Origin of the sequence: Mediterraneibacter butyricigenes, from assembly GCF_003574295.1 — a bacterium.
In the GTDB taxonomy this organism is placed as follows: domain Bacteria; phylum Bacillota; class Clostridia; order Lachnospirales; family Lachnospiraceae; genus Mediterraneibacter_A; species Mediterraneibacter_A butyricigenes.
The window spans coordinates 1,029,247-1,052,233 of record NZ_BHGK01000001.1 but is presented as its reverse complement, the minus strand read 5'-3'; the positions used below and the strand labels follow the sequence as shown (position 1 = coordinate 1,052,233).

The following is a 22,987-nucleotide window of genomic DNA, read 5'->3' as shown; positions in this document are numbered from 1 at the left end:
AAGTCGGAGGAACTTATATGCGGACAGAATTTCAGATACAATTGACCAGTCAGCTTTGGCTGAATTATATGATTCATCGGTATTATACCAATGTTTTTGGGATACTTACGGTGCCGGTGGGAATCATATGCCTGATGCTTGGGGTTCAGGATATCACGAATCCGGCAGCGGCGGGCAACAACTGGGTCGGGTATGTGGAAATTCTGGCCGCTTTTTTGATGTTAATCGGAATTCCGGTCTCTATGTGGCTGGATGGAAAGCAACGGGCGAAAAAAGACCTGTCATTTTTTGAAAAAGTGAGCTATACTTTGGAAGAGAGCGGAATTTCGGCGAAAAGCAGCCAGGGAGAGCGTAAAGTCGGATGGCAGGAGATTCAGAAAGTGACAGCCACCGGGCAGCAGGTGATCCTTCTGTTTGGAAAAAGACGAGTGATTTTGTTGCCGAAAAAGCAGATGGGTGTAAAATATATCCCTGCATTGCAGATTATCTCTGCTTATACCGCACCGGAAAAAGTAAAGATCAGAGGAATATAAACTATGACAGAAATGAATATGCTTTCAATGGAAACGAACAGTCCGGAAGAAACACTGGAATTTGGAAGAAAGCTTGGAACGCAGGCAAAGCCGGGGCAGGTCTATACCCTGGTCGGAGATCTTGGCGTGGGGAAAACCCTGTTTACACAAGGGTTTGCAAAAGGGCTTGGAATAACGGAACCGATTAGCAGTCCGACCTTTACCATTGTGCAGGAATATGAAGAGGGACGACTCCCGTTCTACCATTTTGATGTGTATCGGATCGGCGATATTGAGGAAATGGATGAGATCGGATATGAGGATTATATTTCCGGAGAAGGCGTCTCGCTGATCGAGTGGTCCAATCTGATCGAGGAGATCCTTCCGGAAGAACGGACGGAGATTCTGATCGAAAAGGATCTTGAAAAAGGATTTGATTATCGGAAAATAACGGTGAAAACACCGAAGAAAGGGTGAAATTATGCGGATATTAGCACTGGATAGTTCCGGACTGGTAGCATCTGTGGCGATTGTGGAAGAAGAACAGGTTCTGGCAGAATATTCCGTGAATTATAAAAAGACACATTCTCAGACCCTTCTGCCCATGCTGGACGAGATCGTGCAGATGACAGAGCAGGATCTGGGAGAGATTGACGCGATTGCGATTGCGGGGGGACCGGGCTCCTTTACCGGACTTCGGATTGGCTCTGCCACAGCGAAAGGACTGGGACTTGCGCTTGACAAACCACTGCTCCACATACCGACGGTAGATGGACTGGCATACAACCTGTATGGCTACAACGGATTGATCTGTCCGATTATGGATGCCAGAAGAAATCAGGTGTATACAGGACTCTATCGGTTTGAAAAACAGGAAGACGGAACAGATACATTTTGCGTGGTAGAAGAACAGATGGCGATTGCAGTCAGCGAGCTGGCAGAGAAATTAAACGAAAAGAACCAGCCGGTCGTCTTTTTGGGAGACGGTGTGCCGGTTTATAAAGCGATTCTGGATCAGGAACTGAAAGTGCCCCATACGTATGCACCGGCGCATTTAAACAGACAGAGAGCCGCGGCGGTCGGAGCACTGGGAATCCAGTATTATAAAGAAGGGCGGACAGAAACGGCGATGGAACACAAGCCGGATTATCTCAGACTGTCTCAGGCGGAACGGGAACGGATGGAACGGCTGAAGAAGGAGAAAGAACAGGCATAAAACCGGCACAAGAAAAGTTGGGCAAAAATGTTGGAAAATTGCATGAAAAAATGACAGGAGACAGTATGGAAGCGAATATGGAGAATCATGCTGAGATTACGCTGAGATCTGCCACCGCAGAAGATCTGGAAGAAATTGAAACGCTGGAGAGAAAATGTTTTACGGATCCGTGGAGCCTGCGGTCGCTGCAAGAGTCGCTTGCAGAAAAAAATACGGGCTGCATCGTGGCGGTGCGATCGGGGAATATTCTCGGGTATGTTCTGTATGGCGCGGTGCTGGACGAGTGTGAAATTTACCGGATTGCCGTAGCAAAAAGCGGCAGACGACAGAGGATAGGAGCACTTCTTCTGAAAAATCTGGAAGAAATTTCCAAAGATCATCAGATCATGCGGATTCTTCTGGATGTACGCGAAAAAAATGAAGGGGCCAGAGGCTTCTATGCGTCTATGGGATTTTCTGTGGATGGCGTGCGGAAAAATTTCTATCAGAATCCCGGCGATCATGCGGTGCTAATGAGTAAAGTGCTGAAGTGAGGAAAAGATTTCCGGTAGGAACGGCAGAGAAAACAGGTTATAATGGGACAGAAACCAGAGACAACCGAATGTCGGAATACAGGAGGAATCAGTATGCGCCAGTTTGGTGTGGAAGTAAAAGAACAAAAAGAACTGAAAAAGATAGTCTGCAACTGTTGCGGAAAAGAACTGACTGTAAAAGACGGGATTGTAAGAGAAGGCGTCTTTTCGGCGGATTGCAGTTGGGGCTATTTTTCGAAAAAAGATGGAGAGACACATTCTTTTGATTTGTGTGAAGAATGTTATGATAAATGGATTAGCGGGTTTCAAATTCCGGTCGGGATTCAGGAGTAGATGAAAAGGGGTTGGTGAAACTCCGCGAAAGTTGAAAGGAAAAGAAAAAATGCTGGATGTGTGTTTACTGGGAAGTGGCGGAATGATGCCGCTCCCGTATAGATGGCTGACGTCGTTGATGGTGCGTTACAACGGCAGCAGTCTGTTGATTGACTGCGGGGAAGGAACACAGATTGCGATCAAGGAGAAGGGGTGGAGCCCAAAACCGATAGATGTGATCTGTTTTACTCATTTTCATGGAGATCATATCAGCGGTCTGCCGGGACTGCTTTTAACCATGGGGAATGCGGAGCGTACAGAACCGTTGACGCTGATCGGGCCGAAAGGGTTGGAACGAGTGGTAAACGCATTGCGCGTGATTGCTCCGGAATTGCCGTTTGAATTGAAATTTCTGGAGATCGAAGGGGCGACTCAGACCTTTGAGTTAAATGGGTATCGCCTGAAAGCATTCCGGGTGAACCATAATGTACTGTGTTATGGCTATACACTGGAAATTGACCGAAACGGTAAATTTGACGTAGAAAAAGCAAAAGAGCTTCCGGTTCCGAGAAATTATTGGGGGCGGCTCCAGAAGGGTGAAACGCTGGAGTGGGAAGGTAAGACCTATACACCGGACATGGTTCTTGGCCCAGCGCGAAGAGGAATCAAACTGACTTATACTACCGATACCAGACCAACAGCTTCCATCCGGGAAAATGCGAAAGGATCGGATCTGTTTATCTGCGAAGGGATGTATGGGGAAAAGGAAAAGATGGAAAAGGCGAAGGCCTATAAGCATATGACCTTTCATGAAGCAGCGGAACTGGCGAAGGATGCAGAAGTGGGTGAGATGTGGTTGACGCATTACAGCCCGTCCCTGACCTGGCCGGATGATTATATGGAAGAGGTATGGAAGATTTTCCCGAGAGCAAAAGCGGGAAAAGATAGGATGACAACAGAACTGGATTTTCCGGAAGAGTAAAATGCGGAAAGGAATAGAGGATAAAATGAAAGAAGAAAAAGAGATTAAAATACTGGCCATTGAAAGTTCCTGTGATGAAACGGCTGCAGCCGTGATCCGAAATGGAAGAGAAGTGCTGTCAAATGTGATCTCTTCCCAGATTGAACTCCACAAGTTATATGGAGGAGTTGTTCCGGAAATTGCCTCCAGAAAGCATATTGAAAAAGTGAATCAGGTGATTCAGGCGGCACTGGATGAAGCGGAAATGACGTTGGATGATATGGATGCCATCGGTGTAACTTACGGTCCGGGACTGGTGGGGGCGCTGCTGGTCGGTGTGGCAGAAGCAAAAGCAATTGCCTATGCAAAGAAACTTCCACTGGTAGGGGTGCATCATATTGAAGGCCATATTTCGGCAAATTATATCGAACATCCGGATCTGGAACCCCCGTTTATCTGTCTGGTGGTATCGGGAGGCCACACCCATCTGGTGCGGGTTAAAGATTATGGAACTTATGAGATTCTGGGAAGAACCAGAGACGATGCGGCAGGAGAAGCTTTTGATAAAGTAGCCCGTGCGATTGGGCTGGGGTATCCGGGAGGACCGAAGATCGATAAACTTTCCAAAGAGGGAAACCCAGAGGCAATTTCTTTCCCAAAAGCTCATGTGGCAGAAGCACCTCTTGATTTCAGTTTCAGTGGGGTGAAATCAGCAGTATTAAATTATATTAATGGCTGTGAAATGAAAGGAATCTCCTATAATACAGCAGATATTGCGGCTTCTTTCCAGAAAGCAGTTGTAGACGTACTGGTTGAACATTCTATGAAAGCAGTGGAAATGTATCATACGGATAAATTTGCGATCGCAGGCGGAGTTGCTGCAAACAGCGGGCTTCGGAAAGCGATGAAGGCGGCTTGCGAACAGAAGGGAATTCAATTTTCCTATCCGTCTCCGATTTTCTGTACAGACAACGCAGCAATGATAGGTGTGGCGGCTTACTATGAATATCTGGCGGGAACCAGACATGGGTTGGATCTGAATGCCGTGCCGAACCTGAAACTGGGTGAGAGATAACGGAAAGATGAGAGAAATGTCAGAGCAAAGAGAAAAAGAACGATGTATAAAAGAACGATGTACCGCAATCGTACTGGCAGCAGGTAGTGGAAAGCGCATGGGGACCAGCGTGAAAAAACAATATCTTCTATTGAATGAGAAACCTGTCTTATATTATGCGCTGAAAGCCTTTGAAGATTCCGAAAGAATCCATCAGATCATACTGGTGACAGGTGCAGGCGAGGAAAGCTACTGTAAAGAAGAAATTGTGGAAGCGTATGGGTTTAAGAAAGTGACAGCAATTGTTGCCGGAGGAAAAGAACGTTACCATTCTGTGTGGAATGGGCTGAATGCGATTGACAGTAGTGCTGGAAGTGGCGGAAGCACGAAAGAATTGTATGTCTTTATTCATGATGGCGCAAGACCGTTCGTGGATCAGGCTACCATTGAAAGAGCGTATCAGGAAGTGAAAAAAAGCAAAGCCTGTGTGGTGGGTGTGCCAACGAAAGACACGGTGAAAATTGCGGATGAGGAGGGATTTGTGGCTGAAACTCCGGAGAGAAAGTATGTCTGGCAGATCCAGACTCCACAGGTTTTTGAAAAAGAACTTGTATGGGAGGCTTATTCCCGACTGATAGAACAGGAAAGATCAGGAAAGCTCACGCTTCAGGTGACAGATGATGCCATGGTCGTGGAGTCTATGATGGGACATCCGGTTAAACTGGTAATGGGCAGCTATGAAAACATCAAACTGACGACACCGGAAGATCTGGAAATCGGGGGAGTTTTTGTGCGAAGAACATGTGAAGAAATGTAGGGCATCATATGTTATGCCCGAGATAAAGAGGAAAAGAATGCCCGGATTTTCTGATATATAGAAAGAAATGGAAAAACAGCCTGAAAAAATATAAATTGGGAATTGACGGCATAGGGAAAATATGCTAGAATAACGTTTGTCGCTGAGAAAGCGGTGGCTAACATGGAGAGGTATCGAAGTGGTCATAACGAGGCGGTCTTGAAAACCGTTTGTCCGCAAGGGCGCGTGGGTTCGAATCCCACCCTCTCCGTTTGGTGTTAAGGCCATACAGTATATGCTGTATGGCTTTTCTAACCAGAGTTATCCGGCAAAGATGCTGAAGTATAACAGGTGAGAAAGCTGACATCATAAAAAGTACAGAAAAAGTTAAAAAAGTACTGGACAACGGTCTTAGAATCGTGTATATTATTTAGCAGACACTTTGGAGAAGTACCCAAGTTGGCTGAAGGGGCTCCCCTGGAAAGGGAGTAGGTCGTTAGTAGCGGCGCGAGGGTTCAAATCCCTCCTTCTCCGTTTTGCTTTTTACATAAGAGCGATTTTGTAAAATGTCTCGAAAAAAGAATTAAAATTTTCTTAAAATAGTTCTTGACATGTAACGGCATAAATGCTAATATGTATAAGCTGACTCGTGAGAGCACAGCAAGAAAGCAAAAAAATAAAATTAAAAAAGTTCTTGACAAACGCAAAACGATGTGATAAGATAACAGAGTTGCTGCTGAAGTTAAGAGCAACGAAAAACAAAGAACATTGATAACTGAACAATAGACAACAACCCTTGAAAATTTCTTATAAGAGAAGATTTTTAAGAACGGTTCAAACGAACCAAACAACAGTAAAAAGGGAAGAATTAGCCAGAAGGTTGATTTTGAACTGGACACAAACACTTTTAACGAGAGTTTGATCCTGGCTCAGGATGAACGCTGGCGGCGTGCTTAACACATGCAAGTCGAACGAAGCACTTGATTTGATTTTCTTCGGAGATGAAGATCCTGTGACTGAGTGGCGGACGGGTGAGTAACGCGTGGGCAACCTGCCTTGTACAGGGGGATAACAGTTAGAAATGACTGCTAATACCGCATAAGACCACAGCATCACATGATGCAGGGGTAAAAACTGAGGTGGTACAAGATGGGCCCGCGTCTGATTAGCTGGTTGGTGAGGTAACGGCTCACCAAGGCGACGATCAGTAGCCGACCTGAGAGGGTGACCGGCCACATTGGGACTGAGACACGGCCCAAACTCCTACGGGAGGCAGCAGTGGGGAATATTGCACAATGGGGGAAACCCTGATGCAGCGACGCCGCGTGAGTGAAGAAGTATTTCGGTATGTAAAGCTCTATCAGCAGGGAAGAAAATGACGGTACCTGACTAAGAAGCCCCGGCTAACTACGTGCCAGCAGCCGCGGTAATACGTAGGGGGCAAGCGTTATCCGGATTTACTGGGTGTAAAGGGAGCGTAGACGGAACAGCAAGTCTGATGTGAAAACCCGGGGCTCAACCCCGGGACTGCATTGGAAACTGTTGATCTAGAGTGTCGGAGAGGTAAGTGGAATTCCTAGTGTAGCGGTGAAATGCGTAGATATTAGGAGGAACACCAGTGGCGAAGGCGGCTTACTGGACGATGACTGACGTTGAGGCTCGAAAGCGTGGGGAGCAAACAGGATTAGATACCCTGGTAGTCCACGCCGTAAACGATGACTACTAGGTGTCGGGTGGCAAAGCCATTCGGTGCCGCAGCAAACGCAATAAGTAGTCCACCTGGGGAGTACGTTCGCAAGAATGAAACTCAAAGGAATTGACGGGGACCCGCACAAGCGGTGGAGCATGTGGTTTAATTCGAAGCAACGCGAAGAACCTTACCTGCCCTTGACATCCGAATGACCGGTGAGTAATGTCGCCTTTCCTTCGGGACATTCGAGACAGGTGGTGCATGGTTGTCGTCAGCTCGTGTCGTGAGATGTTGGGTTAAGTCCCGCAACGAGCGCAACCCTTATCTTTAGTAGCCAGCATTTAAGATGGGCACTCTAGAGAGACTGCCAGGGATAACCTGGAGGAAGGTGGGGATGACGTCAAATCATCATGCCCCTTATGGGCAGGGCTACACACGTGCTACAATGGCGTAAACAAAGGGAAGCAGAGTCGTGAGGCCGAGCAAATCTCAAAAATAACGTCTCAGTTCGGATTGTAGTCTGCAACTCGACTACATGAAGCTGGAATCGCTAGTAATCGCGAATCAGAATGTCGCGGTGAATACGTTCCCGGGTCTTGTACACACCGCCCGTCACACCATGGGAGTTGGTAACGCCCGAAGTCAGTGACCCAACCGTAAGGAGGGAGCTGCCGAAGGTGGGACCGATAACTGGGGTGAAGTCGTAACAAGGTAGCCGTATCGGAAGGTGCGGCTGGATCACCTCCTTTCTAAGGAAGAAAAAAGTAAAGAGTGCTGTTGTCTATTGTTGGGTTATCAATAACCTAAAGGTTTTTGGTGGCGATGCGCTTAAGGGAAACACCCGTTCTCATCCCGAACACGATGGTTAAGCCTTAAGCGGCTGATGGTACTGCACTGGTAACGGTGTGGGAGAGTAAGTGGCCGCCAAGATCATGGGCTTATAGCTCAGCTGGTTAGAGCGCACGCCTGATAAGCGTGAGGTCGGTGGTTCGAGTCCACTTAAGCCCATTTCCTTAAAAGGAAACAATTGAATATGGGGGATTAGCTCAGTTGGGAGAGCGCCTGCCTTGCAAGCAGGAGGTCACGAGTTCGAATCTCGTATTCTCCACTTGGTTCTTATTTGAGAATCAAACATATTTTATGTACCTTGAAAATCGCATACAAAGATAAGATAGAAATATCAAGACATCCGAGGTAATGTTAACAACATTAACTTGTTCGAAGAAAACGAACTAAAATAATTGAACTATTACCAACGCATGTAACGCTATACATGTGTGGCTGAGATTCATTCCCGTGAATCGAAGCAAGTTGGTTATGCTAAAAAGAGCGTATGGTGGATGCCTTGGCACTAAGAGCCGATGAAAGACGTGATAAGCTGCGAAAAGCTTCGGGGAGGAGCAAATATCCATTGATCCGGAGATTTCTGAATGGGGAAACCTACTTGAGAAGACCTCAAGTATCCTAACGCCAATACATAACGTTAGGAGGGGAACCCGGTGAACTGAAACATCTAAGTAGCCGGAGGAAGAGAAAACAACATGTGATTCTGTGAGTAGCGGCGAGCGAAAACGGAAGAGCCCAAACCAGTGTGCGTGCATGCTGGGGTTCGGACCGCGGAATTGATTCAATGAGTTTAGCAGAATGGTTTTGGGAAAGCCAGCCAGAGAGGGTGAAAGCCCCGTAAGCGAAAGACGAGTTGACAAGGCGGGATCCAGAGTAGGTCGAGACACGAGAAACCTTGACTGAATAAGCGGGGACCACCCCGTAAGGCTAAATACTACTTAGTGACCGATAGCGCATAGTACTGTGAAGGAAAGGTGAAAAGGACCCCGGGAGGGGAGTGAAAGAGAACCTGAAACCATATGTTTACAAGCTGTGGAACCGCATTATTGGCGGAACCGCGTACTTTTTGTAGAACGGTCCGGCGAGTTACGCTGTCTGGCGAGGTTAAGCACTGTAGGTGTGGAGCCGAAGGGAAACCAAGTTTTAACTGAGCGAGAAGTCAGACGGAGTAGACCCGAAACCGGGTGATCTATCCATGTCCAGGTTGAAGTTGCCGTAAAAGGCAATGGAGGACCGAACCCACATCCGTTGAAAAGGGTGGGGATGAGGTGTGGATAGGGGAGAAATTCCAATCGAACCCGGAGATAGCTGGTTCTCCTCGAAATAGCTTTAGGGCTAGCCTCATACGAGTCTTGCGGAGGTAGAGCACTGAATTTCCGCGGGGGCGTCAAAGCTTACCAAAGAATATCAAACTCCGAATGCCGTGTAGATGCTGTATGGGAGTCAGACTGTCCGAGATAAGTTGGATGGTCAAAAGGGAAAGAGCCCAGACCTACGGCTAAGGTCCCAAAATGTGTGTTAAGTGGAAAAGGATGTGGGATTTCGAAGACAACTAGGATGTTGGCTCAGAAGCAGCCATACATTCAAAGAGTGCGTAATAGCTCACTAGTCGAGAGGTCCTGCGCCGAAAATGTCCGGGGCTGAAACACACTACCGAAGCCTAGGAATCTTTTAGAAGATTGGTAGAGGAGCATTGCATACGGGAAGAAGCTATACCGGAAGGAGTAGTGGACTGTATGGAAGAGAGAATGCCGGAATGAGTAGCGAGAGGAAGGTGAGAATCCTTCCGGCCGAATATCTAAGGTTTCCAGAGTAAAGCTGATCTGCTCTGGGTAAGTCGGGGCCTAAGGCAAGGTCGAAAGACGTAGTCGATGGATAACAGGTTGAAATTCCTGTACTATTTTATGACAGAACTGTGGGGACGCAGGGAGAGAGCACGAGCCGGGAATGGAAAGACCGGTGCAAGCGAGGTATCCGTGAGGTAGGCAAATCCGCCTCATAAGGAGAAGACGTGATGCGGACTGAAGTATAAGTAGGGAAGCGTGTGAGCTAACTGCCAAGAAAAGCCGCTATTGTTCATAAAATACCCGTACCGTAAACCGACACAGGTGGATGAGGAGAGAATCCTAAGGCCGACGGGAGAAGCATTGTTAAGGAACTCGGCAAAATGACTCCGTAACTTCGGGAGAAGGAGTGCCTGGTGACAGGCCGCAGAGAAATGGCCCAAGCAACTGTTTAGCAAAAACACAGGTCTATGCAAAACCGAAAGGTGAGGTATATGGGCTGACGCCTGCCCGGTGCTGGAAGGTTAAGGGGAGAGGTTAGCGCAAGCGAAGCTTTGAACTTAAGCCCCAGTAAACGGCGGCCGTAACTATAACGGTCCTAAGGTAGCGAAATTCCTTGTCGGGTAAGTTCCGACCCGCACGAAAGGCGTAATGATTTGGGCACTGTCTCAACAATGCACCCGGTGAAATTGAAATACCAGTGAAGATGCTGGTTACCTGCGCCAGGACGGAAAGACCCCATGGAGCTTTACTCCAGCTTGATACTGGGATTCGATATTGCATGTACAGGATAGGTGGGAGACTAAGAACCAATGACGCCAGTTGTTGGGGAGTCGCTGTTGGGATACCACCCTTGCAGTATTGGGTTTCTAACCAGCGGCCCTGATCGGGTCGGGGGACAATGTCAGGTGGGGAGTTTGACTGGGGCGGTCGCCTCCGAAAGGGTATCGGAGGCGCTCAAAGGTTCCCTCAGAATGGTTGGAAACCATTCGAAGAGTGCAAAGGCAGAAGGGAGCTTGACTGCGACACCGACGGGTGGAGCAGGTACGAAAGTAGGACTTAGTGATCCGGTGGTATAAAGTGGGATTGCCATCGCTCAACGGATAAAAGCTACCCTGGGGATAACAGGCTTATCACTCCCAAGAGTTCACATCGACGGAGTGGTTTGGCACCTCGATGTCGGCTCATCGCATCCTGGGGCTGAAGTAGGTCCCAAGGGTTGGGCTGTTCGCCCATTAAAGCGGTACGCGAGCTGGGTTCAGAACGTCGTGAGACAGTTCGGTCCCTATCCGGCGTGGGCGTAAGATATTTGAGAGGAGCTGTCCTTAGTACGAGAGGACCGGGATGGACTGGCCGCTGGTGTATCTGTTGTTCTACCAAGAGCATAGCAGAGTAGCCAAGCCGGGAAGGGATAAACGCTGAAGGCATCTAAGCGTGAAGCCCCCCTCAAGATGAGATATCTCATAACGTCAAGTTAGTAAGACCCCTTGAAGACGACGAGGTAGATAGGGCAGAGGTGGAAGTGCAGTAATGCATGGAGCTGACTGTTACTAATAGGTCGAGGGCATAACCAAACAGGTGATAGGAGAATGGATGAAAAGTGTTCTTTGTATGTGATTTTGAAGGTATATGAAATATGGATGAATATTCCTCGATAGCTCAGCGGTAGAGCATTCGGCTGTTAACCGAAGGGTCGTTGGTTCGAACCCAACTCGGGGAGCTAAAACCTGTAAGTGTTTGCTTACAGGTTTTTTTATTTATATACAGTACGGAGAGTGGCAGAAAGAAAGGAAGTATCACATGACAAAGATTATCGCAGATTTACATACGCATACCATTATGAGCGGGCATGCCTTTGGAACCGTCCGGGAAAATGCACAGGCTGCAGCAGAAAGAGGACTGAAAATATTAGGATGTACGGAGCATGGACCGGGAATTCCCGGAACCTGTGATCCGTTTTATTTTAAGAACTTAAAGAGTGGTCCAAGGAATCTGTACGGAGTAAAGATTCTGTATGGAAGTGAGGTCAATGTACTGGATGATGGATCTTTGTCCCTGGAAGATGATCTGATGGCTAAATTGGACTATGCCATCGTGGGAATTCACAGATACTGTTATAAGAATCAGGGAAAAGAGAAGAACACTGAGAATCTGATCCTCTGCATGAAGCATGAGAAGGTGAAATTTGTCTCTCATCCGGATGATGACAGGAATCCTCTGGATTATGAGAAACTGGCGAAAGCAGCAAAAGAGTATCATGTGGCACTGGAAGTCAACAACAGTTCCCTTCTTCCGGGTAATTCCAGAATCCATTGCCGGGAGAATTATCAGGAAATGCTGAAATGGTGTCAGAAACTTCAGGTGCCGGTGATCTTAAGCTCAGACGCCCATGATCCGCTGTATGTAGGCGGATTTGACAGAGTGGAGAAACTTCTGGAAGAAGAAGGATTTGATGAGACTCTGGTTCTGAATACATCGGAAGAAAAAGTCTGGAAGTGGATCGGAAAAGAGATTCCGGATGGAATGATAACAGAGCGCGGATTCTGATGAAATGTGTTGATGAAGACTATTATCCTCCCGCAAAAGGTTGCAACGGGAACCGCTTACGCTTGCCTTCGCCTCATAGAGAGATATCCTTCGAGCAGCGCTCACGCTCGCTCTCAGAAAGTACTGAGGCTTCGGATCTTCCCTTATGCATTCCTTTTGCAGAAGTTAAAGTTGTATCTTTATAACTCACATATGAAATTTGATTTAAAAGAAGTCCCTCAGTACCAAGTACTGAGGGACTTCTTTATCAACACGTTTCATCCATATCGAAAAAGTTTGCATAAGGTAAGTAAAGCACTTTCTTAAAATGGCAATTTCCGTCCTTCCTTGATCCATTCCCGATATTCGGCAGTCGCTGCGAACAGAACATCTCCGGAGGAATTAATGGCGGTTTCCAGAGAATCCTGAACGACTCCGATGATAAATCCTACACCGACGACTCGCATGGCAATGTCATTGCTGATTCCGAACAAGGAGCATGCCATTGGGATCAGAAGAAGGGATCCTCCGGCAACACCGGAAGCACCACAGGCAGCAACGGCAGAAAGCACGCTTAAGAAGATTGCTGTTGGAATATCGACGGAAATTCCAAGTGTATTGGCTGCGGCCAGTGTCATGACGGTGATGGTGATGGCAGCTCCGTCCATATTGATGGTGGCACCAAGCGGAATGGAGACAGAATAAATATTTTTGTCCAGACCAAGCTTTTCGCAGAGCGCCATGTTGACCGGGATATTGGCTGCGGAACTTCTGGTAAAGAATGCGGTGACTCCGCTTTCCTTGAGGCAGCGGAATACCAGAGGATATGGATTCCGGTGCAGGCAGATTGCCGCGATCAGCGGATCTACGATAAGAGCTACACAGAGCATACATCCAACCAGTAAGAGTAACAGCTTTCCATAGTCTCTGAAGATTCCAAGACCGTTGGTAGAGACGGAAGAAAAGACAAGACCCAGAATTCCGAATGGAGCCAGATTGATGATCCATTTTACAATCTGAGAGACTGCATCGGAGAGGTTTGCAAACATTTCTTTGGTGTTGTCTGAGGCCAGTTTCTTCAACGCAATACCAAGCAGCAGAGACCAGAAAAGGATTCCGATATAATTTGCATTGATCAAAGAGTCCACCGGATTTGCAACGATCTTGTTCAGCAGACTGCTGATGACTTCGAAAATGCTCTGTGGAGCGTTGTCGGAAGCTGTTTCAGACAGTTTTAACGTAACCGGAAATACAAAACTCAGAAGTACAGCAACAACGGCAGCAAGAAAGGTACTGAGCATATATAGGAAAATAACAGTACGGAATTGATGCTTTACGCCGCCTTTTGCATTTGCCAGAGAGCTGGCCACCAGTACGAAGACCAGAATCGGTGCGATTCCCTTCAAAGCACCCACAAATAAATCTCCGAGAATGGAAATTGCAGTCGCCTGCGGGCATACCAGTGCGAGAACGATACCTATGACAAGTCCGATTGCAATACGCAGGATCAGACTGAGATTGTTCCATTTGTAAATGAATTGTTTCACGTTTTTCCCTCGTTTCTTAAAGATATTTTATTGCTAGGCATACGACTAAAAGGTTCAGGGAACCTTTTTTCGTTATGACATATTATTTTATCATATAATGGTTGAAATCACTAGGAGTTTGAGAAAATGTGTGGACAAAATTGAAAGATTTGATGATCTATAACTAAAAAAGCCTGCGGTCACAGGGAGGAGCAACTCTCGTGACAACAGACTTTCTTTTTTGGTGTGTGTTGTGTGTTAAATAAATAAAAAAGTAAATGGCTGCGTTTTACGCAGTGTTTTTCCTCTCAGATGAGCAACCCCGTATTCGGTAACGACATAGTCGATATCATTTCGGGAGGTGGTGACTGCGGCTCCTTCATCAAGGAAGGGTACGATTTTGGAAATCTTACCCTTTGCGGCAGTGGAAGGGAATGCCAGGATGGAAATCCCATGGTCAGCCATGGAGGCTCCGCGGATAAAATCAACCTGTCCGCCAACGCCGCTGATCTGCTTTAACCCTACAAGATCATCTTTATCCTTACAGTGGAATTGCATCCTTCGAGTGTGCGGCATTGGGGGAACCGTTTTCGATTGCGGCCAATATTGTGGCAAAAGCAAATGTAAAGAGCGGAGATAAGGCGGTGATTTTCGGAGCCGGAACCATCGGTGTAGCGGTGCTTCAGGTTCTGAAGAAACAGGGAATCAAGGTTCTGGTTACGGATATCGCAGATGTAAAACTGAAAATCGCGGAGAACTTTGGTGCAGATGCAGTGGTCAACAGTACAAAACAGAACCTGGAAGAAGAAGTGGAAAAATTCTCCGAAGGTGGCGTGGAAGCCGTGATCGATGCGGTGGGAATGCATTTTACCTTCGCGCAGGCTGTAAAACTGGCGGCACCTTGTGGTACAATTGTAGAGATTGGATTTGATGATACACCGGCAGAAATTCCGGCAGGACTGATTACCAGAAAGGAACTGACGATTGCCGGTTCCCGGATGAACTGTCATCGTTTTGAAACGGTTTCAAAATGGCTGGAAGACGGAACCATCACAGACAAGATGATTTCGGCGGTATATCCATTGGATGAGATTCAGACAGCATTTGAAGACATGCTTGCGAGAAGCGACCACTGGCTGAAGGTCATCATCCGGATCGATGAGAGATAACAGGAAAACAAGGGAAAGTAAGGAGAACCGAAAACGGAGGAATTCACAATGAAAGAATTAATGTTGAAACCCACGATTTATAAATATGCAACTGCCGGGGAATTCGCAGAAGAATTTCAGATCGGAGAAGGCGACCTGGTGATCACCAATGAGTATATTTATCAACCGTTTTTTGGAGAGCTGGATCTGAAATGCGATACACTTTTTCAGGAAAAATACGGAGCAGGAGAACCATCGGATGATATGGTCGAGGCGATGTACAAAGATATCAATGGCCCACACAAACGGATTATCGCCATCGGTGGAGGAACCGTGATTGATATTTCCAAGATTTTCGCGCTGAAAAATATTTCGCCGGTATTGGATCTTTATGACGGAAAACTGGAAATCGAGAAAGATAAAGAACTGGTTCTGGTACCGACCACCTGTGGAACCGGAAGTGAAGTTACCAATATTGCGATCCTGGCATTGAACAGCAGAGGAACCAAGAAGGGTCTGGCGGTAGATGAAATGTATGCAGACAGTGCGGTTTTGGTACCGGAACTTTTGAGCGGACTGCCATTTAAGTTCTTTGCAACAAGTTCCATTGATGCGTTGATCCATGCGGTGGAATCCAGTTTGTCACCGAAGGCAACCGATACGACAAAAATGTTCGGATATCAGGCAATCCGGATGATCTTAAACGGTTATAAAAAGATTGCGGAAGAAGGTCCGGACGCAAGAAAACCGCTTCTGGAAGATTTCCTTGTGGCAAGTAATTATGCGGGAATTGCATTCGGAAATGCAGGATGTGCGGCAGTGCATGCGCTCAGTTATCCGCTGGGAGCTACATTCCATGTGCCTCACGGAGAATCGAACTACGCAATCTTTACCGGAGTGATGAAGAATTATATGGAATTAAAAACGGACGGAGAGATTGCTGTGCTGAATCAGTTTATAGCAGAAATCTTAGGATGTGACAGTTCGGAAGTTTACGAAGAACTGGAGAAACTGCTGAATCATCTGATCCAGAAAAAGGCATTGCATGAATACGGAATGACGGAGGAGCAGATCGAAGAGTTTACAGATTCTGTTCTGGAAAATCAGGGACGTCTGATGGCAAATAACTTTGTAGAATTAGACAGAAACCGCATTATCAAAATTTATAAAGAACTGTTTTGAAATAGGAGTTTTTAGAAGAGTGCTCTTGTGAAAAGATGCCAGATTCTATATTATTAAAGGGAGAGTTACTTTTTGTATGAAAAACGCCATGATTAAAAAACTTGAAAAGAAAGAGGATATTAACACTGGAACTTCATCCCGGTGATAAAGTTCCGGAAACAGCAATCGCAAAAGACCTTGGAATCAGTCGGACTCCGGTCAGGGACGCGTTGAGAAAATTAGAAGCAGACGGACTCGTGAATATATATCCGAATCGATTTATTGAAGTTGCCACATTTGACGAAAAGGATATTGCCAATCTGGGCGTGATGCGAGTGGCGGTAGATACGATGGCGGTCCGGCTGGCGATTTTCAGAGGAAGTGATGAAAAAGAAGCGGTACATCTGGTAACAGAACATTTGGCAGAATTTTATAAGATCAGAGATTATTTTCCGTTTATCGTAAAAGAACCGATCATAGAATAGTAATAATAGTAGAAAAAGCTTGCAAATCCATGTAAATTATGCTATCATAAAATTCGTCACTGAACAGGCGGCGGATTTTATGATGTAAACTTTGGCTCCGTGGTCAAGCGGTTAAGACATCGCCCTTTCACGGCGGTAACACGGGTTCGATTCCCGTCGGAGTCACTACTTTGAATATGCCGATATGGCTCAATTCCATAAGATTGACCGCGTCAATCGCAGGCAGAGCGCTGGTTACAAATCAGCTGCCTGGTGTAGTAGATAAAGATATTCAGTAAGGTAAGTATGCCGATGTGGCTCAATTGGCAGAGCAGCTGATTTGTAATCAGCAGGTTATCGGTTCGAGTCCGATCATCGGCTTTGTTCCTGAAAGGGACAGCATATGGACCTTTAGCTCAGCTGGTTAGAGCAATCGGCTCATAACCGATCGGTCCTGGGTTCGAGTCCCCGAAGGTCCATTGGCAATTACATTTGGCAATCGATCCGGTTGCCAGATGTATCTATGATTAAATATATGGCCCAGTGGCTCAGTTGGTTAGAGCGCCGCCCTGTCACGGCGGAGGTCGAGAGTTCGAGTCTCTTCTGGGTCGTTTGTGGGATCTTAGCTCAGCTGGGAGAGCATCTGCCTTACAAGCAGAGGGTCACAGGTTCGAGCCCTGTAGGTCCCACTGTGCGGGTATGGTGGAATAGGCAGACACAAGAGACTTAAAATCTCTCGGGAGAAATCCCGTGCCGGTTCAAGTCCGGCTACCCGCATGAACAAAGAAAATCCGAATGTTTCTCGAGAAGAGGAAGATTCGGATTTTTTGAGTTACGACGCACGTTTTTCTAACCGGTACGGAACCGGAATCCGGCGAACAGACTGGTGCGACCGTATCCGATGGACCGAAAGAATACAGGAAGCATCAGGGATAAGATGGCAGGAATAAAAAGAGAAATAAAACAGGGGTTGTAGAGACAGGGAAGATAAGATAAAATGAAGCTGTTCTTATAGAAAAAGATGGGAAAGTCAGAAGAATAAAAACTGTGCCAAAGAAAAGCAGGAGGAACAATCTATGAGATACAGTCATGTAGTGTTTGACATAGACGGAACGATGACGGATACAGAGAAGCCGGATCTGGTTTCATTTCAAAGGACGATTAAGGAAGTGACCGGGAAAGATATTCCGTGGGAAGAACTTCGGTTTGCATTCGGAATTCCGGGAGCGGATGCATTGAAACAGATGAAGATAGAACTTTCGGCACTGGAGATCTGGAACCGGCATATGCGTTCGTTTAAAGATGAGATTGAATTGTTCCCCGGAATCCGGGAGATTTTAGAAGTGTTAAAAGAAAAAGGCTGTCGGCTTGGAATCGTAACCTCTAAGAATCGGAAAGAATTTGAACAGGATTTTACGATGTTTGGATTAAATGACTATTTTGACATTGTGATCTGTGCCGACGATACCGAGAAGCACAAGCCTTTTGGAGATCCACTTTTGAAATATATGGAAAAAGCAGGGACACAGGCGGCGGATGTCCTGTATGTGGGCGACAGCAAATACGATAGTTCCTGTGCAAAAGACGCAGGCGTTGATTTTGTGCTGGCGGGCTGGGGAACTACGGATCGCTCGATCGAGTGCAAGTATCTGTTGGATGATCCTAATGAGATAAATTCTCTGTTAGAAGAATGAGATTGAACGGAAAATAAGGTCTATGGTAAACTAAAAGAGGTTAGCTTAAGCTAACCTCTTTTAGTTTTGTGACGAGCCGAAATTCAAGTTCGATTAAGGTCCTGACGTTCTGGTGACGGGTATAAACTTCGGACGGTAATTCGGAAAAGATGGTTAGCTGTTTCTAATACAAATTGGGGCGAGAAAAACGTGCAGGGACACGAAGGGAGGAAGAAAATGTTTCTGAAAACATGGAAAAGAAGTGTGGCATTGCTTCTGGCAATGGTGATGATGCTGACGTTACCGGGATTTACGGCACAGGCAGCAGTCTCTGAGGATCAGAGTCAAATTACAATTGCGGAAGATGCGATTACCACAGACACTACCAGTGTCAAAGTGCAGATTGCAAATCTGCCATCAGCGGGGATTCTGCGGATAATCCAGTTGGATTCCGGGGAGACTTATGAGGAGGCAAAGTTAAATAACTATACCAGTTTATGCTTTGCAGTCCTTACAAATCTTCAGAGCGGAGAAAATACGTTGAATCTTACAGCAAAACCGACAGAGGGAAGTAAAATTCTGGCAGTCATGCGTGATGCCAGCGGTGAAGAGACGACCGATTATGTCTCCAATGCGGTTACGGTGACAAAAGCAGCGGATGCATCGAAGCCGACTGCGGATGAAATTCTGGCAGCCTGCTCTGCAAAACTTTTGCGGACGGAGAATTTTAAAGTCGAAGATACTTCGGTGGATGTGGAAGTCAAACTGGCAGACAGCCTGACAGACGGATGTTACATGACGCTGTATGCCTATTCTTCCAATACATCCTTCGATCCGGATGCAACCTACAATAAGCGGTTATGGTCCGGAAGGGTAATGACAGGGACTGTGACCTGTAATTTTAATCAGACCTTACAGATGGGATATAATGTGATTGCCTGCCTGAATGTACCGGTGGGAGAGGATAATTATCGTCCGGTGAATTCTCAGCCGATTCAGGTGGTAGATGAAAATGGAGAAGGCTTCAAAGACTATACCTATCCGGATGTGAAAATTGATGAAAGCAGTCTGGAAGAAGGCGCAACGACGGTGCATCTGACACTGACGGGAGATGAACGACTGTTCCAGGCGGCACAGGAGGATAAAATCTCGATTACCTGCGCAGTGGCACAGTATCCGGAGGGCGAAAGCTTTGATTTTGAGGGTGAAAATCAGATTTCTCTGGTAAGCAATCTGAAATGTGCGGAAGCATTTTCCGGAAAAGAAGTGACGCTAAGTGAACCGGTGAAGGCGGGATATCGTGTGCGTGCAGTGGTCTACTGGACGCAGAATGAAGAACTGTTTCTTCCAAAAGGAAATGATTACGAGGAATCCTTCCATCGCCCGGATGATTCCGTTGGCGTCGTTGCCAAAACGGTGGAAGAAACTCCGACAATCGCAGTAGACGGTGTTGTGACAGAAGATCAGGATTTTACGGTAAAAGTGGCGGGAACCGTGCCGGAAGGCTCCATGATCCTGGTGAAAAGTTATCCGGCAGATACCCTGGAATTTGCCATGACCGGCGGAACCTGGGTTGCATCAAAGTTTGACGTCAGTGCAGGAACTTACACAATCACACCCAATACAGGAGTGTTGTCAGCGGGAGATAAGGTCGTTGCATTTTTGCAAAAGGGCGGAGATATTTCCGCACAGAGCGTACCGGTCAGTGTGCAACAATCCGTACCGTTTGTGATAACGACTTCTGATGTGCTGACAACAGAAAGTACTGCAGTTAGATTTCAGATTCAGGCAGTATCGGTGGCGGAGGATGCAAATATCAATATTGTAAGCCTTTGTAAAATGAAAGAGGACGGTACACCGGACACTGCCAATCCGATTGCGAGAAAATTCGGACAGACACCGGGAGAAATCAGTTTTGATCTGACGGCGGGAAGTCTGAGTGCAGGAGATAAGATATGTCTGGTACTGACTTATGACAATGGAAATAAAACCTTTACAAGCCAGGCGATTCCGGTGGTGGAAGAAGACAGTGTGAATGTCGAAGAGACCTCCTTTACGGTAGAGTCCAAAACAGCAACGGTAATCGTGAAAGGCTGTGAGGATTTCAAGGGCGGATATTTGTTCCTGGCAACGGGAAAAGCAGGAGACGACCGGGATTCCAGAACGAAACTGGCGACGGTAAGTTTCACGGGAGAGGGAACCTATCCGGTGACATTTAATCAGACCAAACTGAATGTGGGCGAGACGGTACTGGCTTACCTGTATAAATATGATGCAGACACTGATCGTATTTACACGAAAGAAGCTGCGGAAGTACCGATTATTGGTGATGCAGTGAAAAAAGATGCTTCCGTGGAAATCGTGACCAGTAATGTGCGCGCAGACAGAAGTGATGTCTGGGTACAGGCGGAATATGATGAAAGCCTGACCGGAAAACTTGCATTATATTGCCATGAGGGAGATGCCTATACCGAAGTTGATCGAATTTATTATGAGGCGGTTTCTTCCAAAGATTCCAGCCAGAAGATCAGTTTTGGTGCGGGAAAACTGGAAGCAGGAAAGAACCTGACCGCAGAATTGGAACTTTCAGATGGGACAGAAGTAGTCTCTAACAGTGTTGTGATCAGTGCGATTCCGGAGAAAGTGAAACCGCAGGCAAAGATCCTGACAGAGAAAGTGACAGCAGGAATTACCCATATTCAGGCATCCATGACGATCGACAGCGACACAAAGGATGCGTCCTACGTGCTGTATCAGTTTACCGGAGATGCGTTTGATACGGATACGGCAACGGCACTTACCAGTGGGAAAATCTATAAGAGCACAAGTAATCAGACGTTATATTTTGGAGCGAATAAACTGAAAGAAGGAGCGAAGCTTCTTCTGGTACTGACGGCAGACAGTGTAGAAGGACGTTCTGATGAAGTGACCATACAGCCTTCTCCGGACTGGGGAACCCCGTATGCAGCATTTGATGTCAGTGCGGTGTCGGCAAATGCAACAGAGATTCCGGTGACGATCCAGTATGCAGAGGAGTATCTCAGTCTGGGGGATGAATTTTACTGTGATGTAACGATTTACCAGTTCTCAGCCGCTTACACGGACCAGGAATTTGAAGAGAAAGAACTCTGGGAAAATCCGAACAATGTAAGACGAATCGGTCAGGTGAACAGTCGGCTGGGCATGGAAACAAACGGAAAGATTACCGTTCCGGTCAGTACCGGAGTCACAATGAATCCCGGCGACCGGCTGATCATCAAACTGAGATTGCCGCATACGGAATGGGAAGGCGAAGAAGTAGATTATGTCTCCGCCTCCGTACCGATACTGGCAGCAGGAGAGGAGGCACCGGCATATAAAGTCGTGCTGTACAATCTGAGTGAGGATTCTTCCAGAGGCAATCGGGTCAGAACGATTCTGGAACATCTCGGAATTCCGACGGAAACCTTGAAAAACAGTGAATTAAATGAAACCGTAGGTTATCTGGCAGGACTGGATGGTTATGAAAAAGCAGACCAGACCTGGGATGGAGATTCTTTTGATACGGAATTTATGTTGCTTTGCAATCTTCCGGAATCCTTGCTGGATCGTTTCCTGGATGAAATGCAGGCAAATGGCCTGCGGATCGATCATAAGGCGGTTGTAACGGAATACAATCGGGACGCAGAATTCCATGAACTGATTGAAGAAATCCAGAATGAACACGAGGTCTTCCAGTGGCTGATCGCTCTGAACAGTCTGGTAAATAAAGCCAATGCGCTGGATGCAGCAGATTATCAGGGACAGAAAGACTGGGACGCTTTCCAACAGGCAATCAAAGAGGCAGACGGACTGCTTCGAAGGGAAGAGCCGACAGCAGAAGAACTGGAGACTTCCTATGAAACCCTGAAAACTTTGTATCTGTCTGTTACAGGAAAAGAAGAAATCACAGGAACTGCCGTGATCAGTGTAACGAAGAATGAAAATGGAACCTATCGTCTTGAGGCGTCAGTAAAAGATGTAAGGCGGGCAGGAAACGGAACTTATACATATAAGTGGCGGACCGGTGAGACAACAGCCATCATCGATCAGGTATCAGCAGACCTGTTACAGGGAGAAACGGTAGAAATCGGTGGAGAGAATTATTATGGAACGCTGAAAGCACAGTTGAGTGTTCCGGATGCTCCGCTGGTGACAGTGACCTCCGGAAAAGGAAGCCTTCTTGTACAGTGGGAAAAACCGGAAGAGACAGAAAATCAGATGCTTCCGGAAAGCTATGTGGTCCGTGTATATGAAGGAAATACACTGGTGAAAGAACTGGAAGTAGATGGAAATACGTTCCGGGCAGAGATGAACGATCTGGAAGAAGGCAAAGAATACACGGTGAAAGTAGAAGCAATCAGTCCTGTGGGACGCAGTGACCGTGCAGTTCTGACAGCAAAGGTAGAGGAAAACAAGGAAGATCCGACACCATCTCCGGAACCGACCCCTACACCGGAACCAAATCCTGTTCCAACGCCGGATCCGACTCCGGGAACGGCTGCGAAACTAGGTGCAGAAGATCAGAAGCAGGAACTAAAAGCATCTGCGGAAAAGCAGAAAGGAAAGAAGAAAACATCCAATCCGAAAACTGGAGATGAAAGTCCTGCAACCTTGTATCTTGTAATGCTGGCGTTAAGTGGCGCAGTTGCATTGGGTGCGGGAAAGAAACGGAGAAGAGGATAATGGTTTTCATCGACACATTTTGTCCTATAACCCTGCATTTATAAGGAAGTTCTGATACATACATCTTTCCCGTCAAAAGCG

The 22,987-nt window shown here is 46.8% G+C and carries 16 protein-coding genes, 11 tRNA genes and 3 rRNA genes; 28 read left to right on the top strand and 2 right to left on the bottom strand.

Annotated features, from left to right (window positions below):
- Positions 1 to 17 precede the first annotated feature (17 nt).
- The 17 genes from KGMB01110_RS04980 to KGMB01110_RS04900 all read left to right on the top strand — a co-directional run bounded on the left by KGMB01110_RS04980 (position 18) and on the right by KGMB01110_RS04900 (position 12,251).
- Positions 18 to 533: a YcxB family protein gene (locus KGMB01110_RS04980; RefSeq protein WP_119297746.1), complete on the top strand. Its 516-nt coding sequence runs from the start codon at positions 18 to 20 to the stop codon at positions 531 to 533.
- Between the two features lie 3 nt (positions 534 to 536).
- Positions 537 to 989 carry a tRNA (adenosine(37)-N6)-threonylcarbamoyltransferase complex ATPase subunit type 1 TsaE gene (gene tsaE, locus KGMB01110_RS04975; RefSeq protein ID WP_243112681.1) on the top strand — a complete coding sequence of 151 codons (453 nt, stop codon included), beginning with the start codon at positions 537 to 539 and terminating at the stop codon, positions 987 to 989.
- 4 nt (positions 990 to 993) lie between these two features.
- Positions 994 to 1,728, top strand: a complete 735-nt coding sequence (tsaB, locus tag KGMB01110_RS04970) for a tRNA (adenosine(37)-N6)-threonylcarbamoyltransferase complex dimerization subunit type 1 TsaB (RefSeq protein ID WP_117603060.1) — start codon at positions 994 to 996, stop codon at positions 1,726 to 1,728.
- A 65-nt stretch (positions 1,729 to 1,793) separates the two neighbouring features.
- A complete protein-coding gene (gene rimI, locus KGMB01110_RS04965; RefSeq protein WP_170141690.1) occupies positions 1,794 to 2,261 on the top strand; it encodes a ribosomal protein S18-alanine N-acetyltransferase in 468 nt (155 codons plus the stop codon).
- 93 nt (positions 2,262 to 2,354) lie between these two features.
- Positions 2,355 to 2,594, top strand: coding sequence for a hypothetical protein (locus KGMB01110_RS04960; protein ID WP_117889657.1), 240 nt, complete (start codon positions 2,355 to 2,357; stop codon positions 2,592 to 2,594).
- Positions 2,595 to 2,643: 49 nt separating this feature from the next.
- The gene (locus KGMB01110_RS04955) at positions 2,644 to 3,555 is read left to right on the top strand and encodes a ribonuclease Z (protein WP_119297744.1); all 912 of its coding nucleotides are present in this window, start codon (positions 2,644 to 2,646) and stop codon (positions 3,553 to 3,555) included.
- Positions 3,556 to 3,580: 25 nt separating this feature from the next.
- The gene (gene tsaD / locus KGMB01110_RS04950) at positions 3,581 to 4,609 is read left to right on the top strand and encodes a tRNA (adenosine(37)-N6)-threonylcarbamoyltransferase complex transferase subunit TsaD (protein WP_117889655.1); all 1,029 of its coding nucleotides are present in this window, start codon (positions 3,581 to 3,583) and stop codon (positions 4,607 to 4,609) included.
- Positions 4,610 to 4,616: 7 nt separating this feature from the next.
- The gene (ispD, locus tag KGMB01110_RS04945; protein ID WP_119297743.1) at positions 4,617 to 5,405 is read left to right on the top strand and encodes a 2-C-methyl-D-erythritol 4-phosphate cytidylyltransferase; all 789 of its coding nucleotides are present in this window, start codon (positions 4,617 to 4,619) and stop codon (positions 5,403 to 5,405) included.
- 164 nt (positions 5,406 to 5,569) lie between these two features.
- A tRNA-Ser gene (locus KGMB01110_RS04940) sits at positions 5,570 to 5,655 on the top strand.
- A 173-nt stretch (positions 5,656 to 5,828) separates the two neighbouring features.
- Positions 5,829 to 5,918 (top strand) — tRNA-Ser (locus tag KGMB01110_RS04935).
- A gap of 372 nt (positions 5,919 to 6,290) precedes the next feature.
- Positions 6,291 to 7,823, top strand: a 16S ribosomal RNA gene (locus KGMB01110_RS04930).
- A gap of 63 nt (positions 7,824 to 7,886) precedes the next feature.
- A 5S ribosomal RNA gene (rrf, locus tag KGMB01110_RS04925) occupies positions 7,887 to 8,004 on the top strand.
- Positions 8,005 to 8,008: 4 nt separating this feature from the next.
- A tRNA-Ile gene (locus tag KGMB01110_RS04920) sits at positions 8,009 to 8,082 on the top strand.
- 27 nt (positions 8,083 to 8,109) lie between these two features.
- Positions 8,110 to 8,182 (top strand) — tRNA-Ala (locus KGMB01110_RS04915).
- Between the two features lie 205 nt (positions 8,183 to 8,387).
- Positions 8,388 to 11,278, top strand: a 23S ribosomal RNA gene (locus KGMB01110_RS04910).
- Together the 16S, 23S and 5S rRNA genes with 5 tRNA genes alongside form the textbook arrangement of a ribosomal RNA operon.
- 74 nt (positions 11,279 to 11,352) lie before the next feature.
- Positions 11,353 to 11,424, top strand: a tRNA-Asn gene (locus tag KGMB01110_RS04905).
- 80 nt (positions 11,425 to 11,504) lie between these two features.
- Positions 11,505 to 12,251, top strand: coding sequence for a phosphatase (locus KGMB01110_RS04900; protein WP_119297742.1), 747 nt, complete (start codon positions 11,505 to 11,507; stop codon positions 12,249 to 12,251).
- A gap of 302 nt (positions 12,252 to 12,553) precedes the next feature.
- On the opposite strand, the gene sstT is transcribed toward KGMB01110_RS04900, so the two are convergent.
- Both sstT and KGMB01110_RS04885 read right to left on the bottom strand, forming a co-directional pair.
- A complete protein-coding gene (sstT, locus tag KGMB01110_RS04890; RefSeq protein ID WP_117602615.1) occupies positions 12,554 to 13,777 on the bottom strand; it encodes a serine/threonine transporter SstT in 1,224 nt (407 codons plus the stop codon).
- Positions 13,778 to 14,014: 237 nt separating this feature from the next.
- Positions 14,015 to 14,314, bottom strand: coding sequence for an acetyl-CoA hydrolase/transferase C-terminal domain-containing protein (locus KGMB01110_RS04885; RefSeq protein WP_330508033.1), 300 nt, complete (start codon positions 14,312 to 14,314; stop codon positions 14,015 to 14,017).
- Positions 14,315 to 14,331: 17 nt separating this feature from the next.
- Between KGMB01110_RS04885 and KGMB01110_RS04880 the strand changes: the two genes are divergently transcribed.
- From KGMB01110_RS04880 to KGMB01110_RS04830, 11 genes are all read left to right on the top strand, one after another.
- Entirely contained in the window at positions 14,332 to 14,925 is a 594-nt protein-coding gene (locus tag KGMB01110_RS04880) for a zinc-dependent alcohol dehydrogenase (RefSeq protein ID WP_170141689.1), read from the top strand.
- A 48-nt stretch (positions 14,926 to 14,973) separates the two neighbouring features.
- A complete protein-coding gene (locus KGMB01110_RS04875) occupies positions 14,974 to 16,086 on the top strand; it encodes a 4-hydroxybutyrate dehydrogenase (protein ID WP_119297740.1) in 1,113 nt (370 codons plus the stop codon).
- 101 nt (positions 16,087 to 16,187) lie between these two features.
- A complete protein-coding gene (locus KGMB01110_RS04870; RefSeq protein WP_119297739.1) occupies positions 16,188 to 16,550 on the top strand; it encodes a GntR family transcriptional regulator in 363 nt (120 codons plus the stop codon).
- A gap of 93 nt (positions 16,551 to 16,643) precedes the next feature.
- Positions 16,644 to 16,715 (top strand) — tRNA-Glu (locus KGMB01110_RS04865).
- A 122-nt stretch (positions 16,716 to 16,837) separates the two neighbouring features.
- Positions 16,838 to 16,910 (top strand) — tRNA-Thr (locus KGMB01110_RS04860).
- Between the two features lie 24 nt (positions 16,911 to 16,934).
- Positions 16,935 to 17,008 (top strand) — tRNA-Ile (locus tag KGMB01110_RS04855).
- A 58-nt stretch (positions 17,009 to 17,066) separates the two neighbouring features.
- A tRNA-Asp gene (locus tag KGMB01110_RS04850) sits at positions 17,067 to 17,140 on the top strand.
- Positions 17,141 to 17,145: 5 nt separating this feature from the next.
- A tRNA-Val gene (locus KGMB01110_RS04845) sits at positions 17,146 to 17,218 on the top strand.
- 4 nt (positions 17,219 to 17,222) lie between these two features.
- A tRNA-Leu gene (locus KGMB01110_RS04840) sits at positions 17,223 to 17,306 on the top strand.
- 299 nt (positions 17,307 to 17,605) lie between these two features.
- Positions 17,606 to 18,223: an HAD family hydrolase gene (locus tag KGMB01110_RS04835; protein WP_119297738.1), complete on the top strand. Its 618-nt coding sequence runs from the start codon at positions 17,606 to 17,608 to the stop codon at positions 18,221 to 18,223.
- A 216-nt stretch (positions 18,224 to 18,439) separates the two neighbouring features.
- Complete coding sequence (locus KGMB01110_RS04830; RefSeq protein ID WP_119297737.1) at positions 18,440 to 22,906, top strand: DUF3783 domain-containing protein; 4,467 nt, start codon at positions 18,440 to 18,442, stop codon at positions 22,904 to 22,906.
- The last annotated feature ends 81 nt before the right edge of the window (positions 22,907 to 22,987 follow it).

Bases quoted from the DNA above. Each gene is read 5' to 3' on its own strand.
- KGMB01110_RS04980 (WP_119297746.1), top strand. From the start codon at position 18: ATGCGGACAGAATTTCAGATACAATTGACCAGTCAGCTTTGGCTGAAT.
- tsaE (WP_243112681.1), top strand. From the start codon at position 537: ATGACAGAAATGAATATGCTTTCAATGGAAACGAACAGTCCGGAAGAA.
- tsaB (WP_117603060.1), top strand. From the start codon at position 994: ATGCGGATATTAGCACTGGATAGTTCCGGACTGGTAGCATCTGTGGCG.
- rimI (WP_170141690.1), top strand. From the start codon at position 1,794: ATGGAAGCGAATATGGAGAATCATGCTGAGATTACGCTGAGATCTGCC.
- KGMB01110_RS04960 (WP_117889657.1), top strand. From the start codon at position 2,355: ATGCGCCAGTTTGGTGTGGAAGTAAAAGAACAAAAAGAACTGAAAAAG.
- KGMB01110_RS04955 (WP_119297744.1), top strand. From the start codon at position 2,644: ATGCTGGATGTGTGTTTACTGGGAAGTGGCGGAATGATGCCGCTCCCG.
- tsaD (WP_117889655.1), top strand. From the start codon at position 3,581: ATGAAAGAAGAAAAAGAGATTAAAATACTGGCCATTGAAAGTTCCTGT.
- ispD (WP_119297743.1), top strand. From the start codon at position 4,617: ATGAGAGAAATGTCAGAGCAAAGAGAAAAAGAACGATGTATAAAAGAA.
- KGMB01110_RS04900 (WP_119297742.1), top strand. From the start codon at position 11,505: ATGACAAAGATTATCGCAGATTTACATACGCATACCATTATGAGCGGG.
- KGMB01110_RS04885 (WP_330508033.1), bottom strand. From the start codon at position 14,314: ATGCAATTCCACTGTAAGGATAAAGATGATCTTGTAGGGTTAAAGCAG.
- KGMB01110_RS04875 (WP_119297740.1), top strand. From the start codon at position 14,974: ATGAAAGAATTAATGTTGAAACCCACGATTTATAAATATGCAACTGCC.
- KGMB01110_RS04835 (WP_119297738.1), top strand. From the start codon at position 17,606: ATGAGATACAGTCATGTAGTGTTTGACATAGACGGAACGATGACGGAT.
- KGMB01110_RS04830 (WP_119297737.1), top strand. From the start codon at position 18,440: ATGTTTCTGAAAACATGGAAAAGAAGTGTGGCATTGCTTCTGGCAATG.